15 protein-coding genes are annotated in these 17,127 nt (G+C 60.1%); 9 read left to right on the top strand and 6 right to left on the bottom strand.

What is annotated here, in order from left to right:
- From thiL to nrdR, 5 genes are all read right to left on the bottom strand, one after another.
- The gene (gene thiL / locus EIEH_RS16335) at nt 1–972 is read right to left on the bottom strand and encodes a thiamine-phosphate kinase (protein WP_015870452.1); all 972 of its coding nucleotides are present in this window, start codon (nt 970–972) and stop codon (nt 1–3) included.
- Nucleotides 973–1,081: 109 nt separating this feature from the next.
- Nucleotides 1,082–1,501, bottom strand: coding sequence for a transcription antitermination factor NusB (nusB, locus tag EIEH_RS16330; protein ID WP_015870451.1), 420 nt, complete (start codon nt 1,499–1,501; stop codon nt 1,082–1,084).
- 21 nt (nt 1,502–1,522) lie between these two features.
- Complete coding sequence (gene ribH / locus EIEH_RS16325) at nt 1,523–1,993, bottom strand: 6,7-dimethyl-8-ribityllumazine synthase (RefSeq protein ID WP_015870450.1); 471 nt, start codon at nt 1,991–1,993, stop codon at nt 1,523–1,525.
- Between the two features lie 142 nt (nt 1,994–2,135).
- Nucleotides 2,136–3,257: a bifunctional diaminohydroxyphosphoribosylaminopyrimidine deaminase/5-amino-6-(5-phosphoribosylamino)uracil reductase RibD gene (ribD, locus tag EIEH_RS16320; protein WP_015870449.1), complete on the bottom strand. Its 1,122-nt coding sequence runs from the start codon at nt 3,255–3,257 to the stop codon at nt 2,136–2,138.
- A 22-nt stretch (nt 3,258–3,279) separates the two neighbouring features.
- On the bottom strand, nt 3,280–3,729 hold the full coding sequence (nrdR, locus tag EIEH_RS16315) for a transcriptional regulator NrdR (protein ID WP_015870448.1): 450 nt from the start codon (nt 3,727–3,729) through the stop codon (nt 3,280–3,282).
- A gap of 372 nt (nt 3,730–4,101) precedes the next feature.
- Between nrdR and EIEH_RS16310 the strand changes: the two genes are divergently transcribed.
- The 3 genes from EIEH_RS16310 (at nt 4,102) to EIEH_RS16300 (ending at nt 8,909) form a co-directional block, all read left to right on the top strand.
- Nucleotides 4,102–5,286, top strand: a complete 1,185-nt coding sequence (locus tag EIEH_RS16310) for a MalY/PatB family protein (RefSeq protein WP_015870446.1) — start codon at nt 4,102–4,104, stop codon at nt 5,284–5,286.
- A gap of 68 nt (nt 5,287–5,354) precedes the next feature.
- Nucleotides 5,355–6,779, top strand: coding sequence for an APC family permease (locus EIEH_RS16305; protein WP_107775180.1), 1,425 nt, complete (start codon nt 5,355–5,357; stop codon nt 6,777–6,779).
- A 78-nt stretch (nt 6,780–6,857) separates the two neighbouring features.
- On the top strand, nt 6,858–8,909 hold the full coding sequence (locus tag EIEH_RS16300) for an oxidoreductase (RefSeq protein WP_015870444.1): 2,052 nt from the start codon (nt 6,858–6,860) through the stop codon (nt 8,907–8,909).
- A 58-nt stretch (nt 8,910–8,967) separates the two neighbouring features.
- On the opposite strand, the gene EIEH_RS16295 is transcribed toward EIEH_RS16300, so the two are convergent.
- Nucleotides 8,968–11,034: an oxidoreductase gene (locus EIEH_RS16295; protein WP_015870443.1), complete on the bottom strand. Its 2,067-nt coding sequence runs from the start codon at nt 11,032–11,034 to the stop codon at nt 8,968–8,970.
- 374 nt (nt 11,035–11,408) lie between these two features.
- On the opposite strand from EIEH_RS16295, the gene EIEH_RS16290 reads away from it, so the two are divergent.
- The 6 genes from EIEH_RS16290 (at nt 11,409) to EIEH_RS16265 (ending at nt 17,124) form a co-directional block, all read left to right on the top strand.
- On the top strand, nt 11,409–12,161 hold the full coding sequence (locus EIEH_RS16290) for an SDR family NAD(P)-dependent oxidoreductase (RefSeq protein ID WP_015870442.1): 753 nt from the start codon (nt 11,409–11,411) through the stop codon (nt 12,159–12,161).
- A gap of 27 nt (nt 12,162–12,188) precedes the next feature.
- The gene (locus EIEH_RS16285) at nt 12,189–12,935 is read left to right on the top strand and encodes an SDR family NAD(P)-dependent oxidoreductase (RefSeq protein ID WP_015870441.1); all 747 of its coding nucleotides are present in this window, start codon (nt 12,189–12,191) and stop codon (nt 12,933–12,935) included.
- 23 nt (nt 12,936–12,958) lie between these two features.
- The gene (locus tag EIEH_RS16280) at nt 12,959–13,684 is read left to right on the top strand and encodes an EthD domain-containing protein (protein WP_015870440.1); all 726 of its coding nucleotides are present in this window, start codon (nt 12,959–12,961) and stop codon (nt 13,682–13,684) included.
- Complete coding sequence (locus EIEH_RS16275) at nt 13,681–14,349, top strand: EthD family reductase (protein WP_035610365.1); 669 nt, start codon at nt 13,681–13,683, stop codon at nt 14,347–14,349. The genes EIEH_RS16280 and EIEH_RS16275 overlap by 4 nt, the downstream gene beginning before the upstream one ends.
- Before the next feature lie 37 nt (nt 14,350–14,386).
- Nucleotides 14,387–15,586: an OFA family MFS transporter gene (locus tag EIEH_RS16270; RefSeq protein WP_015870437.1), complete on the top strand. Its 1,200-nt coding sequence runs from the start codon at nt 14,387–14,389 to the stop codon at nt 15,584–15,586.
- 161 nt (nt 15,587–15,747) lie between these two features.
- The gene (locus EIEH_RS16265) at nt 15,748–17,124 is read left to right on the top strand and encodes a sigma-54 interaction domain-containing protein (RefSeq protein WP_015870436.1); all 1,377 of its coding nucleotides are present in this window, start codon (nt 15,748–15,750) and stop codon (nt 17,122–17,124) included.
- Nucleotides 17,125–17,127: the final 3 nt, after the last annotated feature.

Raw genomic sequence — 17,127 nt, 5'->3', positions numbered from 1 at the left:
TTAGCCAAAGTGATCAAACCCCTGTATATCCAGCGTCACCTGACGCTCCCCACGCCACAGGCATACCCCCTCCGACGCCGGAGCCATCTGCCCGATGCAGGTATAGCGGCACCCCAGCTGGGCGAGCGCCATATCCAGCGCGCCGCGGTACATCTCCGGCACGGTAAAGCACAGTTCATAGTCTTCACCACCGCCCAGTGCCCAGCGCTGGCAGGTTTCGGCGTCGACGTGGCACATCAGCTCCGCCGAGAGCGGCAGCTTATCCAGATACAGGTTGGCCCCGCAGTCGCTGGCCTTGAGGATATGCCCCAAATCGGCGAGTAGCCCGTCGGAAATATCGATGGCAGCGCTGGCCAGATCGCGCAGCGCCTGCCCCTGTAGCACCCGCGGCTGCGGGCGCAGATGGCGCCCGAGCAGATAGCGCCGATCGGCCTCATCGGCCACCGTCAGGCGCGCCTGCAGCAGCGCCAGCCCCGCTGCGCTGTCACCCAGCGTCCCGGTGACATAGATCCAGTCACCCACGCGGGCGCCGCTGCGCAGCAGCGCCCGGCCGGCCGGCACCAATCCCTGAACGGTATAGGTCAGGCTCAGCGGGCCGCGGGTCGTATCCCCCCCGATCAGCTGCATACCGTAGTAGTCTAACTGCTCAAACAGGGCATCGCTGAAGGCCTGTAGCCAGGGTTCGTCCACCGCGGGCAGGGTCAGCGCCAGTGATACCCAGGCCGGATCAGCCCCCATCGCCGCCAAATCGCTGATGTTTACCGCCAGGGATTTATAGCCGAGATCGACCGGATCAATCTCCGGTAAAAAATGAATGCCGCTGACCAGCGTATCGCTGCTGACGGCCACCCACTGTTTTTCCGACACAGACAGCAGCGCACAGTCATCGCCGATACCACGCTGGACATCGTGTCGCGGGGTAGACCGACGGTTAAAGTAACGGGCTATCAGATCAAATTCACCGTGTGCCATAGCTTGTTTCCTGCGATCTGGTCGTTCGCACAGCCGAAAAAAAGGCCGGAGAACCGGCCTGTGGCATAGCTGTCAGGCCCCATAAGGCCGGGCGGACGACCCGCAATGATTATTTACGGTTCGGACGCACCTGTGGCGCAACCTTATCCAGTACGCCGTTGACAAACTTGTGGCTGTCTTCGGCGCCAAAGATTTTTGCCAGCTCTATGCCTTCATTGATGGCCACTTTATAAGGGACATCCTGGCGCTTGCTCAGCTCATAGATGGACACGCGCAGGATAGCTCTCTCAACCTGTCCCAGCTCATCCAGCTGACGTGACAGCACGGGCGCCATCAGGCCATCCAGATACTCCGCATTGCTGGCCACACCGGACAACAGCTCACGGAAATAGTTAACGTCAACATCTTTCACGTCCTGCTCTGACAGAAACTGGTATTCGACATCAGCGATGTCATTTTTAGAGATCTGCCAAGAGTAGAGTGCCTGGACAGCACACTCACGGGCGCGGCGACGGGCAGCAGGTTTCACGGAATTCCCCTTACTAATAAATCAGGCTTTAATGGCTTTAAGTACATTGATCATTTCGAGCGCGGTCAGCGCGGCTTCCGCACCTTTGTTACCCGCTTTGGCCCCGGCGCGATCAATGGCTTGTTCGATGGTTTCAGTGGTCAGCACGCCAAAGGCGACCGGTACGTCGGTATTCAGCGCAACGCTGGCCAGACCGGAGCTGCACTCACCGGCAACGAATTCAAAATGGGCAGTGCCGCCGCGGATCACGGTGCCCAGCGCCACAACGGCGTCGTAACGGCCAGAGGACGCCAGCGCGCGTACGGTCAACGGCAGCTCATAGGCGCCCGGCACCCACACGACGGTAATATTTTCGTCAGAAACCTGACCAATACGCTTCAGCGCGTCGATCGCCCCTTCCAGCAAACTGTCATTGATGAAATGGTTAAAGCGCGAGATCGCGATGGCAACACGCGCCTGGGGAGCAGCAACAACGCCTTGAATCGTTTTCATACGGTTTCCTTAACATACGTCAGTTATACCCCGCAGGGGGGCGGATTCTATCATACTCTTTGCACTTCTGCTCAGATCCATTGTCATTTCGGCGGCTGTGCCCAACCCGGCACGGCACGCTGCCGGGGCGGAATTAGGTCGCCTAGACCATGCGCAGCGTCAGACGCAAATCGTTGCCAACCCGGGTAACATCGCTAAACGTCAGGGCCGGGGCATCGCCCAGGCGCTCCAACCCAGGCAGATGGCACAGTCCGCGCGCCGCATCGCCCAACAGCATCGGCGCCAGATAAACAATCAGCTCATCAACCAGGCCAGCCTGCAGCAGGGCACCGGCCAGGCGTGGCCCTGCCTCAACCCACACGCTGTTCAGCTGCATTTTACCCAGCTGCATCATCAGCAGCACCAGATCCAGCCCCTCGCCGTGACGCGGTACAGCCAGCTGGCTCACCGATGGCGGCCAGTCCTGCGTATCGGGATCAATCCGTGCCAGTAGCGTCTCACCGGGCTGTGCGACCAGCCCGTGCTGCGGCGTCACCCGGTTATGGCTGTCCACGATCACCCGCAGCGGCTGGCGCAGGTGCTCACGCGGATACAGACGCTGGGTATCCTCATCCAGCGAATCCCAGCGCACCGTCAGTGCCGGATCGTCCGCCAGCACCGTCGCGCTACTGCTTAAAATCGCCGAGCTCTGCGCCCGGTAACGCTGAACATCGGCGCGAGCGGCAGCAGAGGTGATCCACTGACTTTCGCCGGAGGCCATGGCGGTACGCCCATCGAGAGAAGCACCCAGCTTCAGCTGTACATAGGGAAAGCCGGTACGCATACGCTTCAGAAAGCCTTTATTGATGGCTTCAGCCTCGGCCAGCATCAGTCCATGTTGCACCGCGATCCCCGCCTGCTGCAGACGGTATAGCCCCCGTCCGGCCACGTGGGGATTCGGGTCTTGCATTGCTGCGACCACCCGGCTGACACCGGCGGCCACCAGCGCATCTGCGCAGGGGGGCGTACGGCCATGGTGGCTGCACGGCTCCAGGGTGACATAGGCCGTCGCACCACGGGCCTGCTCACCGGCCATCCGCAGAGCAAGAACCTCGGCATGAGGCTCACCGGCGCGCAGGTGAAACCCTTCGCCCACGATGCGATCGTCGCGTACCAGTACGCAACCGACATTAGGATTGGGGGTGGTGGTAAAGCGGCCACGGCGCGCCAGCTCAAAGGCGCGCGCCATGTAAAATTCATCGGAATGGACTGCAGACATCATCATCACGGTTCCTACGCTGAATGCGCTACTCCTGCAAACGGGCGATCTCTTCGCCAAACTCCCGTACATCCTCAAAACTGCGATATACAGAGGCAAAACGAATGTAGGCCACCTTATCGAGCTTCTTCAGCGCATCCATCACCAGATTACCGACCATCTTGGTCGCAACCTCACGCTCACCGGTGGCACGTAGCTGGGATTTAATATGGCTGATAGCCATCTCGACATCGTCGGAGTTCACCGGCCGCTTTTCGAGTGCTTTCAGCATGCCGCTGCGCAGCTTATCCTCATTGAAAGGCTCCCGCACACCGTTGCTCTTGACCACCCGTGGCATCACCAGTTCAGCCACTTCAAAGGTGGTAAATCGTTCATTGCAAACCAGACACTGGCGACGGCGGCGCACCTGTGAGCCATCGCCCACCAGACGCGAATCAATGACCTTGGTATCGACAGCGGAACAAAACGGACAGTGCATAACTCTTCCTGGACAGCTTCGGGGTCGCCATAGTGTACCCCCAAGCTCGCCGACAACAAAGGGAGCCGCGCCTTCGTTTGCATGGAAAATCACACAACCGCACGATAAAACGCATATTTCACCGGCTATATCCCTGGGATCGCGCTCAGCGATCCAAAGATATTCCCCCAGCCCAAGCCACGGAGAAAATAGCCTGGCATCCGCCGACACCACCAATAATATTCACTTTAATGAACATTATTTTTATCGCATATAAATAAAAAATTCGTTCCGCCTGACGCTGATTAATTCTTGAGCAGCAATTCACATCTCTGCGCCTCTGGTGAACTCTATAATAAAAATAATAAAAATAAAAAAGGAGATAGTTTATTTATGGAACAAAATACATTTATAGAAAAATACTTTACACCGCGTCGGCACACCGACAGCGTGAAATGGGACGGTTTACAGGAGAGATTCGGCGATGACAATCTGCTCGCCATGTGGGTTGCCGATATGGACTTTCGCTCTCCTGACGCCGTCACTGAAGCCCTCCTTCAGCGGGCACAACATGGCGTATTCGGCTACAGCCAGATACCGGAGGCGTATTTTCAGGCGTTTATACAGTGGCAGCAGCAGCGGCACCGCTACCCTGTCCAGCGCACGTGGCTGCGCTATACGCCCGGCGTCGTCACCGGCCTGTACTGGCTGATTAACGCCTTCTCCCACCCCGGTGACGCCGTGATGGTCAATACCCCGGTGTACTATCCGTTTTTGCAGGCGATCCGCGACTGCGGCCGTACGCTGATCACCTCCGATCTGGTTAACCATCAGGGGCATTACAGCATGGACTTCGCCAATATGGCGGAGAAGATCGCCGCTAACCGGGTACGACTGTTTATTCTCTGCTCCCCCCACAACCCGGTGGGGCGGGTCTGGCAAGAGCAGGAGCTGGCGCAGCTGCTGACGCTGTGCGAACAACATAACGTGCTGGTCATCTCCGATGAAATCCATCAGGATCTGGTGCTCGACGGTCAGCATCAGCCGAGCGCCACCGTTGACGACGGCGCATTTCGGGCGCGCATTCTCACCTTCGCCGCCGCCTCCAAAACCTTCAATCTCGCCGGGCTCAAGAATGCCTTCCTGATCGTTGAGCCCCCCGCGCTACGGGAGACCTTTGATGACTATGCCGGGCGCGTGGTCCACACCACCAACGGCAGTCTGCTGGGGTATTACGCCATCGCCGCCGCCTACCGTCACGGCGCCGACTGGCTGCAGCAGGTGCTCTCGATCATTCGCAGCAACTATGGCTATATTGACACCACCCTGCGCCGGACGCTGCCCCTGATCCAGATTTCGCCGCTGCAGGGGACCTACCTGATGTGGATCGATCTGCGCGCCTACTGCAGCGACGAGGAGCTGCCGCAGCGGATCCAGCAGCGGGGGCGACTGGCCGTCGACTATGGCGCATGGTTTGGCGACGCAGGGCGCGGCTTTATCCGCCTGAATATCGCCACCTCGCCGGAGTATATTCGCCAGGCGGTCGACAATATCATCATGGCGCTGAAGCCGTCTTAATATTGTCCCTCTCCGCCGCCGCACGCTGCACACCGGGGCGGAGTCACCACCCATACATAGCGGGCACGGTGAAAAACGACATCACCCGCCACCACTTTCCCCTGACCCGGCGTCAGCTGTCCCGGGTGCAGAGCCGCGGATCGCCTGCGCAAAGGACTGACATCATGAGTACCAAAGAGCTAAAACGGGTATTGGGTCGCTCCGACTTAATGGGGATCGCCGTCGGCCAGATTATCGGTGCGGGGATCATGTCGCTAACCGGCATAGCCATCGCCATGACCGGCCGATCGGCCAATTTCGCCTTTCTCATCTCCACACTGTTCGTCATCGCGGCGGCCATTCCGCTGGTCTTCGTCAACAGCTGTCTGCGTCTGCGCGGCGGCTTCTATACCCAAACCGGGATTTTCATCGGCGCGAAATGGTCTGGGCTATACATCATCCAGTACACCATCGGCTGTATCTCCATTTCGCTGTTTACCCTCTCGCTGGCGCAGTATCTGCACCCGTTTATTCCCTATTTCAGCGAAAAAACCCTCGCCATCGCCGTTTTAACCCTGTTCTTCATCATTAATTATTTCGGGGTGGCCACTGCCGCACGGGTGCAGCGGATCATGGTACTAAGCCTGGTCGGTGCCCTGCTGCTGTTTACCCTGTTCGGGCTACCCGCCATCCGCCCGGGATTCTTCAGCCCCCCGGACTTTCTCACCCACGGCACGGTCGGTCTGTTACAAACGGCGGCCCTGCTGGTGTTCGCCACCGGCGGCGCCGAGGTGATCGTCGATGTCAGTGGCGAGGCCCGCAATCCCAAACGGGACATTCCGCTGGTAATAATCATCTCTACGCTGGCGGTGGCTCTGTTATATGCCCTGTTATGCAGCGTGGCGGCCGGCGTGCTTCCACTCACCCAGGTGGCCGGTCAGTCACTGCTGTTGGTCGCCGAGGCTATCCTGCCCCGCCCCCTGTTCATTTATTTTGTCATCTGCGGCGCCATCTTTGCCCTGGCCACGACCCTGAATGCCAAGATTAGCACCTGCACCAAACCCATTTTGCAGGCCGGCGATGACGGCTGGTTTCCCCGGCAGCTGGCCTATCTGCACCCACAGTACAAAACACCGGTCTATCTGTTGGTGATCTTATATCTGATCGGCCTGCTTCCGATCCTGTTTGATTTCAGCATGGGCGCCATTGCCAGCAGCGAGGTGCTGCTGGCCTACAGCTTCAAAATCGTTCTCGCCTATAAGGTGCTGGATTTACCCCGCTTGTTTCCCCAGCAGTATGCCCGTTCCCCCTACCGTGTCTCACCACGGGTCCTGAAATGTCTGCTGGCCTTCTCCATGGCCGGAACCGCCTTTCAGTGCTATCTGCTGGCAAGCCGTGCCAGTGCCATTCAGCTGTGTGGTCTGCTCACGGTCACTGTCCTCGGCTTTCTGTATGTCAGCTGGCGCTATCCCCGCATCGCCAACAGTATCGAAGAGAGCCATGAGAGCGAATAAATCACAACAACGGTACGCCCGGGCGCAATGCTCCCGGAGCGTGGCCATTTTCCCCCACTGCCTTTCCGGAGGACCGCCATGCGCTATCCCCTGATCTTCTCTCCCCTGACACTCACCCCGCACTGCAGGTTAAAAAACCGCTTAATAAAAAGCGGTCAGTCGACCTGGCTGTGGAACCCGGATGGCACGGCCGAAGAGAGCCGGGCTGCCGATCTGTACGAAAATATCGCCCGAGGCGGGGCGGCGGCCATCATTCTGGGCGGCTGCGCCATTGAGGAAACCCCGGGGATCTATCTGGGCCTGTGGGATGATCGGTTTATTCCCGGTCTGCGCCATCTGGCCGGGCGTGTCCAGCGCCATGGCTGTAAGCTGTTCGCCCAGTTTCACCACTCCGGGCCGGCGGCCTGGCCGCGGCTGGGAGAGCCCCCTATCTCATCCTCAACGCTCACCGTCGACGAAATTCCGATGAAACCGCCGCTGGCCAATCCCTGCCAGGGCATGACGCTGGCTCAGATCCGCCACAAACAACAGCAGATCGTTGATGCCTGTGTCCGTGCCGATCAGGGCGGGCTGGACGGTATGGAAATCCACGCAGCCCACGGCTATCTGCTAAACAGCTTTCTCAGCCGGGTATGGAACCGGCGTGATGATGAGTATGGCTGCCAGAATGTGGAAAACCGCACCCGTATCGTACGGGAAATCCTGCAAGCTGCCCGCCAACGCTGCCGACCGGAGTTTGTGTTGGGCGTTCGCATCAATGGGCGCGAATACGGTGCGCAGGGTGCCATCACCATTGAGGAGGCCATGGAGAATGCCATAGCTCTGGAACAGGCCGGCGCCCAGTTCATCAACGTCGCCGGTTACGGCTATGGCAGTGCCCCGTTCCGCTATTGTCCCGACTATTTCCCCTATCCGGAGCCTGATGACTTTATGCAGCCCCATATGGCCGCCTGGCGCGACAAGGGGCTGTGGAGTGACTCGGCGCGCCATATACGGCGGGTGGTGAGCGTACCGGTGATCACCGCGGGCAGGATGGATGAGGATCGGGCGGAGCGTATTCTGCGTGACGGCGATGCGGATCTCATCGGTCTCGGCCGCACACTGTGGGCCGATCCCGACTTCCCGCGCAAAGTGCTACAGGGACACCCTGAAGACATCATGCGCTGCACCCGTTGCGCCAGCTGCGAGGATCCGGTCACCCAACCGCGGATCTGCAGGGTCAACCCTTCACTGGGCCGGGAGCGTGAGCTGGCCATCCGGCCCGCACCACAGCCCAAAAAGGTGATGATCATCGGGGCCGGCCCCGCTGGGATGGAGGCGGCGCGGGTGGCGGCGCTACGCGGTCATCGGGTCACGCTGTACGATCGCGCCCCCGTACTCGGTGGGCGGATCCGTCTGGCAGCGATGATCAAAGGGTGCGATGTGGAAAACGTCCTGCCCATCTACGATTGGCTCAGTACCCAGTTGGCCAAATCTACGGTCACCCTGCACCTGGGTACCGAGGTCACCCCAGCACTGGTGCAGAACGAACGCCCCGATGCCATCGTCATCGCCAGCAGCGGCGAGTACCCACTGCCCACCATTCCCGGTATCGATCAGCCCCACGTACTGGGCATCAAACAGCTTGCCCAGCGCGCCGCACTCCCCCTGCGTCTGTTCGGTCCGCGCCTGTTGGAGCGTCTAACTCGCCTCTTTCTCCCCGTCGGACGACGGGTGGTAGTGGTCGGTGGGCAGATAGAAGGGTTACAAGGTGCCGTCTTCCTGCGTAAACGGGGACGCACGGTCACCGTGGTAGAGTCCGGTGCCGAGGTGGGTGCCGGGATCCCAGAGCGCTATCTGCAACGTTTACTGCCGTGGCTACAGCGTAAAGGGGTCAACCTGCTGACAGAAACCCACGTTCTGTCTATCCAGCGCCGTCAGGTCATCGTGAGTGACAAACTGGGACAACGCCACACATTACCCTGTGATACGGTAATGGTGCTGATGCCCCAGTTGCCGGATCAGACGCTGGCAGCCTCCCTTGCGCCTCACGTCGCGGAGCTGCATCAGATCGGCTCCGCACTGGGCGCAGAAAACGGTCTGCTGAAACACGCGTTACTGGATGGACGCCGTACCGGCTGCATACTGTAAACGCTACCTGACACGACTGCGCCCCCCAAGCGGGCGCTTTCCCTAGCATCACTGCGCCCTACAGCATGACGCCGACCTCCCGTCCCTGCGCCATAGCATCGACGATCAGGCTATGCTGCGCCCCGTTGGCCGATCCTATCACATGCACCTCTGCCCCGCGCACGCGCAGGACATCGGCCAGTTCGGTCGCCGGGCTCTGCCGGGTCAGCACCAGCACCGAATGACAGGGCTCACACCGATCCTCCCCCTCCGCCGTCAGGAAGTGGGCACCATCCCGCTCAATACGCTGCCAGCATACGCCGGTATGCAGAGTGACCCGCGGGTGCTGCTGCAGCCAGGCCAGCGCCCGCTCCCGATAGCGGGGCGGTATTCCCTCGCCCAGCTGCACCGAAGGCTCCAGCACGGTAACCCGCTTGCCGCGCTTGGCAAGAAAGATAGCCCCTTGGATACCCTCGATCTGCCCGCCCAGAATCACAATACGCGATCCCAGCGGCAGCGCAATCCGGCTCAGCCGATTAAGCAGATCCGGCCCAAACACGCGCAGCGGCCAGGCCGCCAGACGCGACAATGACTTGACCCCCCGGACATTCCAGCGCTGGATCCCGGGAATGTCCGGCAGCGCATAGTTACCCCCGGTCGCCACCACCACGGCATCCGGCTGCAGCGTCATGACCTCTTCGGCGTTCATCGTTCGATTCAGGCAGATCTCAATCCCGGATATGCTACGCACCTGATGGATCAGGTAATCCACCAACGGGCGCACATTCTCCACCGCGGACCCCTTGATCATCGAGGCCAGCCACAGCCGTCCCCCCAGACGCGGTGCCGCATCGCACAGCGTCACCCTATGGCCACGCAGCGCGGCCACCCGCGCGGCCTCCATCCCAGCCGGGCCTGCACCGATCACCAGAATACGTCTGGCCTGCACTGCGGGGTAGATCGCCAGCGCCCGCTCGCGGCCCAATGCCGGATTCACCCGACAGCGGCGCGCGGCGCGCGGCGGATCCTCACAGGTGGCACAGCGGTTACAGCGCACGATATCGAGAGGCCGCCCCTCCCGCAGCTTATTGGGAAAGGCCGGATCGGCCCACAGCATACGGCCATAGGCGATAATATCCGCCTTACCCTCTTGCAGCAGACGCTCCCCGCGCTGTTCATCCATCCGCCCTACCGCCACCACCGGGATCTGTACGTGGGGTTTGATCGCGGCAGCTCCCCAGGCATAGACACCCTCTTGGCGATAACGATCCATATAGGGGCACATCGCCGGCTCCGGCTCAGGATAGGGAAAATAGTCCGGTACATAGGTCATCGGCAGCGGACCAAATCCATAGCCGCTGACGCTGATATAGCAGGCTCCAGCCTGCTCCAGCGCCTGGGCAATCTGGATCGACTCCTCCAGCGTCATCGCACCCTGCGCCATAAACTCCTCGCCGTTGATGCGCACGCCGACCGGGAAATCCTCCCCCAGTCTGGCCTTGATACCCCGAATGATCTCCACCATCAGGCGGGTGCGGTTTTCAATGCTCTGGCAGCCATACTCGTCCTCGCGCCGGTTCCACACCCGACTCAAAAAACTCTGCAGAAAATAGCCGTGGGCACCGTGCACCTCCACCCCGTCGAACCCCGCCTGGTAGGCGCGTACCGCCGCCTCAATGTAGCGCTCGCGATGCAGGGCGATCTCCTCTCGGGTGACGCCACGGGTGGCGTGCAGATAGGGAGTGGGTGAGGACAACTCTGCCTGTTCCAGCGTGGAGGAGCCAAAGGGGCGCCCACCGTGCTCATCGCTGGGAGCCGAAGGGCCGGTGTGGTGAAACTGACAAAACACCACGCAGTCGTGGCGGTGCAGGGTCTCCACCAGCCGCCTCATCCCGGCGATATACCGATCGTCAAACAGCGCGCCATAGACCCCTCCGGGGTGGGCCGGATACCACAGGATCCCGGCGATCACGATCATCCCCGCGCCGCCCTGGGCAATACTTTCATAAAAATCAACCACCCGATCGCTCATCGCATACTCCTCTCCCCAGTACATGGTGGACTGCGGTGACTTCATGATGCGGTTTTTCAGCGACAGCGTCGGCGTCAGCGCCAGCGGTGAGAGCAGGTGTGAGTATTCGGCCATGGAATTCCCCTTACGGTAAACAGCGGGCGATATGAGTGCCACCCCGCACGGACAGCGCTAAGACGAATGCAATATATACGCCACGCCAGCGGGGCCGCCCTCTCCTGAGCGTCGGCCCCGCTGACCACCGCCGTACCCGTCGTCAGCACGAACCTCCAAGCGTCGCGTTTTGACCAGTAGATGATCGACGAATATGGACGCTTTTAGACATGCAGCACAAAAGCCCGCCCCCCTTCTTTCGCGCTATCGCCGCCGTCGGCGGCCCCTCACAACATAGTCCGGCTGGTACAGACCTTGCTTACCGTGTATGGCGGGCTCCGCAGCGGCGCAGACGCGCCGCCGGAACCCCGCGCTTACCGCACAGGAGGTGTGCTATGTCGCGTTTTGCAGGGAAGGTCGCCATTGTCTCCGGCGGCGCACAGGGCATTGGCAAAGCGATCGTCTGCGGCTTGCTACAGGAGGGCGCCGAGGCGGTGGTGATCGCCGACTGGCAGCCAGCAGAGGCACTCGCTGCCGCACAGGCAACGCTGGGAGAAAGGGTGCTCACCGTTCCAACGGACGTCAGTCGTCAGCAGGACGTCGCACAGCTGATCGCACTGACGCTGGAGCGCTACGGCCATATCGATCTGCTGTTCAACAACGCTGGGATCTGCCGTTACAACCTGTTTTTAGAAGAGAGCGAGCAAAACTGGGAAACCACCTTCAACGTCAACGTCAAGGGCATGTTTCTGCTTGGCCAGGCCGTCGCTCGCGCCATGGTGGAGCGTGGCACCCGTGGCGCCATCGTCAATACGGCCTCGATCGCCTGTGAACTGGTCTCCCCCACCACCGCCGCCTATGCCGCATCCAAGGGCGCGGTGATGCAGTTAACGCGGGTCATGGCACTGGAGCTGGCTCAGCATGGTATTCGTGTTAATGCCTTTGGTCCGGGCGCCACGCGGACCGACATGACTGCACAAAGCCGCGCTAATCCGCAGCGCAGGGCCATGTTCATGTCCAAACTGGTGGATCAGCGCTATGGCGAGCCGGACGAAATCGCCGCCGTGGCGCTGTTCCTGGCCAGCGATGAAGCCAGCTTTATCAACGGCGCGATCTATTACGTCGACGGCGGCTACCGCGTTCAATAAGCCCCCTACGCTGAGGAGAGTCATTTCATGACACGCTTTAACGATAAGATTGTACTGGTCACCGGTGGCGCCAGCGGGCTGGGGGAAAACCTGGTTCGCCGCCTGGCAGACGAAGGTGCCCGAATCGCCATCGCCGATAGCGATGCGCTGGCGACGCAGGCGCTGTGCGATAGCCTGCCCGAGCGCGCCTTTCCCTTCCCCTGCGACGTCAGCGATCGGGCGGCGGTAATCCACATGGTCAGCGACGTGGTCGCACATTTCGGTCGCATCGATATTTTGTTTAACCACGCAGGCATCGGTATTTTTACCCCATTGATGGAGATCACCGAGGCGGCATGGCGCAAGGTTATCGACGTCAATCTGAACGGCTGCTTTTGGGTCGGGCAGGCGGTAGCCCGCGAAATGATACGCCTGGGGATCCGCGGCACCATCGTCAACACGGCGTCGATAGGCGCTCTGCGCGCCACGCCATACTCCGCCGCCTATGGCCCCAGCAAAGCTGGCGTCGTGCAACTGACCCGCCTGATGTCGCTGGAGCTGGCCCCCCACGGCATTCGGGTCAATGCCGTATGTCCCGGCTCTGCCATTACGCCGCTGACCGAAGCCACGCGCAGCAACCCCGAGAAGTACCAGCGCATGCTGCAAAAGTACAGCGTTGGCCGCTTTGCCCATCCGGAGGAGATCACCGCCGTGATGCTGTTTCTCGCCTCGGATCACGCTGCCTATGTCCACGGTGATAGCTACATCGTTGACAGCGGCTATACCACCCACTGACCCTCAACGATGGAGATCGCATCATGATTACACGCATGGGGATCGTTTCGCGGCGGCAGGATCTCAGCCATGAACAGTTTCTTCACCACTGGCGTGAGGTACACGCCCCAATCGTCTGCGCCATGACGGGGATCCGCCGCTATCAGCAAAACCGGGTCGTCGATTACCGCCAACACGGTATCCAATTCGCCCATGACGAGCATGAAACGCTAAAAGCCGACGGTTTTTCCGAACTGTGGTTTGACGATTTATATGCCATGCAGCGCGGAATCACCTCACAAGCAGATGCCGCCCAGGGCGATCTGGCGCTGTTTACGCAATTCTGCCCGGTGCTGATTTTACTCAAACGCGAGGTCATCCCCCTGCCTGACGGACATCCCACCCCCCCCTTGCTCAAACGCATCACCTTTCTGCGCCGCAAGACGGGAATAAGCGCCGAAACCTTTCAAAAAGAATGGTTTGGCCCCCATGCAGAAATGGTCAAACAGATGCCCGGCGTGGTCGGCTATAACCAGAACATCATTCTGGATCGCCTGATGGATGGCGTATCCGTTCCTTATGACGGCTACCCCTATGACGGGATTGTTGAATTTTGGTTTGCCGATCTGGCCAGTCTGGAAGCCAGTTTTGCCTCACCTGCCTATGCGTTGACCGCCGCCCATGGACAGACCTTTATCGCCACCATGACCACCTTCCTCGTCGAAACCGCATCTATCTTAGACAGCCTCCCTCTGGAGAACACAAAATGATTACCTGCTGGGAATTGATCACGAGCAGCCATCTGTCAACACCCGATCATCTTAACCTTGAGATCCCCGTGCAGCCTCTTCCTAAGCTACGTCATCTGATTCGCCACCGCGTGATAGACGCCGCGCAGCGCGGCGTCGACTTCCCACGCTGCCCCATTGATGCCGATCTTTTTATGGAGATGGCGTGCGATGATCTGTTTCAAGTGATGCAGGCTTACGACACCCCGGCACTGCAATCGCTAATGGGTGAGATCGGCCCGGCCCACCAACCAATCCGCCTGATCACGCTCAAAAACAGCATTATCCCCATGCCAAGCAATATCCCCTCACTGCTCAAACGCATCTCTTTTATTCAGCGGCGCCCGGAGATGACGCCCCAACAGTTCCGCCATGAGTGGTGGGATATACACGGTGATTATGTCCGTAATTTTAAGGGGGTACGGGGCTATCAGCAAAGCCTGATCCTGGGGCGCTGCGTCGCAGGACGTCCCTGTGCCTACGATGAGGTCGCCATTGACGGCATTGTCGAACTCTACTTCGATGACCTGGCGGCCCTAGAGGCCGATTTCGCATCAGAAGCCGGACAACGGGCGCAGCGCCATGCCCACAGCTTCCTACAGGCCGTCTCGACCTATCTCGTAGAACAAGAGCGGATCATTCCCTAACTGGATCCACCGTACGACACACCGACAGGGAGGTGCTATGCAACGCTGGCTTATTTTACTGGCCTCAGGGGTTATTCTGTGCCAGGTGTCCTATATCAATATCTGGAGTCTGTTCCAGCAGCCGCTGTTAGCCTACATCCCTGGTGCCACCATATCCCAGGTTGTGCTGGTCTATTCGCTGCTGCTGATCTTTATTGGCCTTACGGCCCCCTTCGCCGGGCGCATGATGGACAGGTTCGGGCCGCGTATCGTCATCGGCGCTGGCTGCGCGCTGTGGGCACTGGCCTGGTATCTGGCCTCCTTCGCAACCCAGATGTGGCACCTGTATCTCACCGCAGGGATCCTGGCAGGAATTGCCGATGGCTTTATCTACACCAATTGCGTGGTCAACGTAGTACGCTGGTTTCCGGATAAAAAGGGGCTGGCCGGTGGTACGATCGTCGCCTTTGCATCGCTGGGCCCCTTCCTCTGGAAGCCAATCGCCATGGCCTACTTCGACCCGAGCCACCCCACCGCATTCTATGCGCTGTCGGCCCTGATCTTCCTGCTGACCATGGTACTGCTGGCGCTGTTTCTCTCCGCGCCTCCCGTCGGCTATCAACCGTCGGGGAGAGGGCGAGAGAATACCCCTGTCCCTCTCAGCGCTCCCGAGATTCCTCCCCGGGGAATGGTACGCGACCCAGCGTTCTACGTAGTGTTCCCTACCTTTAGCCTGGCCGTCGGTTCCGGCGCGGTGATGGTGGGCCACTCAGTCGCTATCGCAGTCAATCAGCTGGGGTGGGACGTGACCGATGCCGCCTCAACGGTCACCGTCTTCGCCTTTTTCAATCTGGCCGGGCGCCTGCTATGGGGGGCGCTCTCTGACCGCTTCGGCCGGTTTACCTGTCAGGCTGCCATCTTTGCCCTCTACTGCCTCGGCGCCCTGGCGCTGATGCGCGCCGATACCTGGCTGCTCTTCATGGGCGGCTGCGCCACCTTTGCCCTGTGCTGGGGCGGCTCCTACGCCGTCTATCCGGCCATGATCTCCGAGCTGTGGGGCAGTAAGCATCTGGGCGTCAACTACGGCATTCTGTACCTGCTGGGACCGGCGAGCGGCAGCCTGATTTTTCCACGCATTGCGGCGCAGGCCTACGAACGATCCGGCTCCTACGCCCAGGCCTACTACGCCATCATCATTATCGCCCTGATCAGCATTGCCGGTATGCTATGGCTGCAAAAGCGGCAGCGGACTCCGTGATTGAATAGACCGCAAGAATGCATTCAATACATTATATTTTATTGCAAAATTTATGATCGCCCTCTGCGTAGCGGCGATCATAAAGCAGCCAAAAAGCACTACTGCTCCCCACAATGCCTTTGCTACTCTGCTGCCTAGGATAATTTCCTGGAGCAGACCCCATGCCTGATACCACCACCGACCACGCATTCAGCTCCTGTAAAAATGCGACGGCTCTGTCGTCGTTGCTGACCGATAGCCTGCTGCGCGAATGGCTGGCGCAGATGAGCGCCATGGGAGCCGGCATCGCGATTATGTGCCCTGATTTACACCTGCTTCATACGGTAGGCATCGACTTTCAGCCCGGAGCATGGCTGCCGGAAACCACCGCAGCCACCGCAGCCGCCCGGGTGGTTCCCGGTCATCCGGTTGCCTGGCTCAGCCCGGAAGAGCATCATCTTGCCTGCCTGCGGGACTGGGCCAGTTATGCCTGGCTGCATACGCCTTCCCAAGGCGGGGCCTATATTCTGTGCATTCTGTTGCCGGCGCATCTGTACTCCCCGGTATTTTTACTGATGATGCACCACTTTCGGCGCCGTCTTTCTCCGGTGCGGCACACCTTATCCCCGGACACCCCGGCGATACAGGATGGACTGATAGGACAGTCTCCTGCCTTCTTGCGTGCCCGGGATATCATGCTGCGTGTGGCGGGAGGTAACAGTTCCATCATGCTGAACGGTGAAAGCGGCACAGGTAAGGAGCTGTTTGCCCGGGCCATTCACCGCCACAGCCCACGCGCAGGGCACCCCTTTATTGCCATTAACTGCAGCGCCATACCGGCAGGGCTCATCAGCAGTGAGCTCTTCGGTTACCGCGATGGAGCCTTTACCGGCGCACGGCGCGGGGGTGCCAGCGGTGTCTTCGAATCCGCCCATGGCGGGACACTCCTGCTGGATGAGGTCGGGGAGCTGCCATTGGATGCCCAGGCCATTCTGCTGCGGGTACTGGAGGAGCGCACAGTGGTACGTCTGGGCGATACCCGGGGGATACCCATCGATGTCCGCATCATCACTGCAACCAACCGTGATCTGGCACAGATGGTACGGGAACACACCTTCCGCCAGGATCTCTATTACCGGCTGAATGTCATTCCCATCACGCTGCCGCCACTGCGCCAGCGCCCGCAGGATATCCCGCTGCTGGCCCACTTTTTTCTGACCTCGCTGGGGGGCAGCCGCATGACCGCCATCGAGGCGGAGGCCATGGCCCGCCTCTGTGCCAGCCAGTGGCCGGGCAATATCCGTCAGTTGCGCAATGTTATTGAGTGGGGAATTAACTTTGCGGATGGCAATATCCTACGCTGCGCTGATCTTCCCCCTGACCTTGACCTGCCGGATACACCGCCTGCAGACGGACAGGCAGATAGCTATGCCGCCTGGGAGCGGCGCCAAATATGGGCCCTGATGCAGCGCTACCGCGCTAATAAGACCCGCATCGCCCAGGTGCTGGGGATCTCTCGCGGTACGCTGTATAAAAAAATCCGCCATTACGGACTGTAATGG

It is taken from the genome of Edwardsiella ictaluri ATCC 33202, from assembly GCF_000264785.1.
Classification (GTDB): domain Bacteria; phylum Pseudomonadota; class Gammaproteobacteria; order Enterobacterales; family Enterobacteriaceae; genus Edwardsiella; species Edwardsiella ictaluri.
This window is presented reverse-complemented; position numbering and strand designations above follow the sequence as displayed.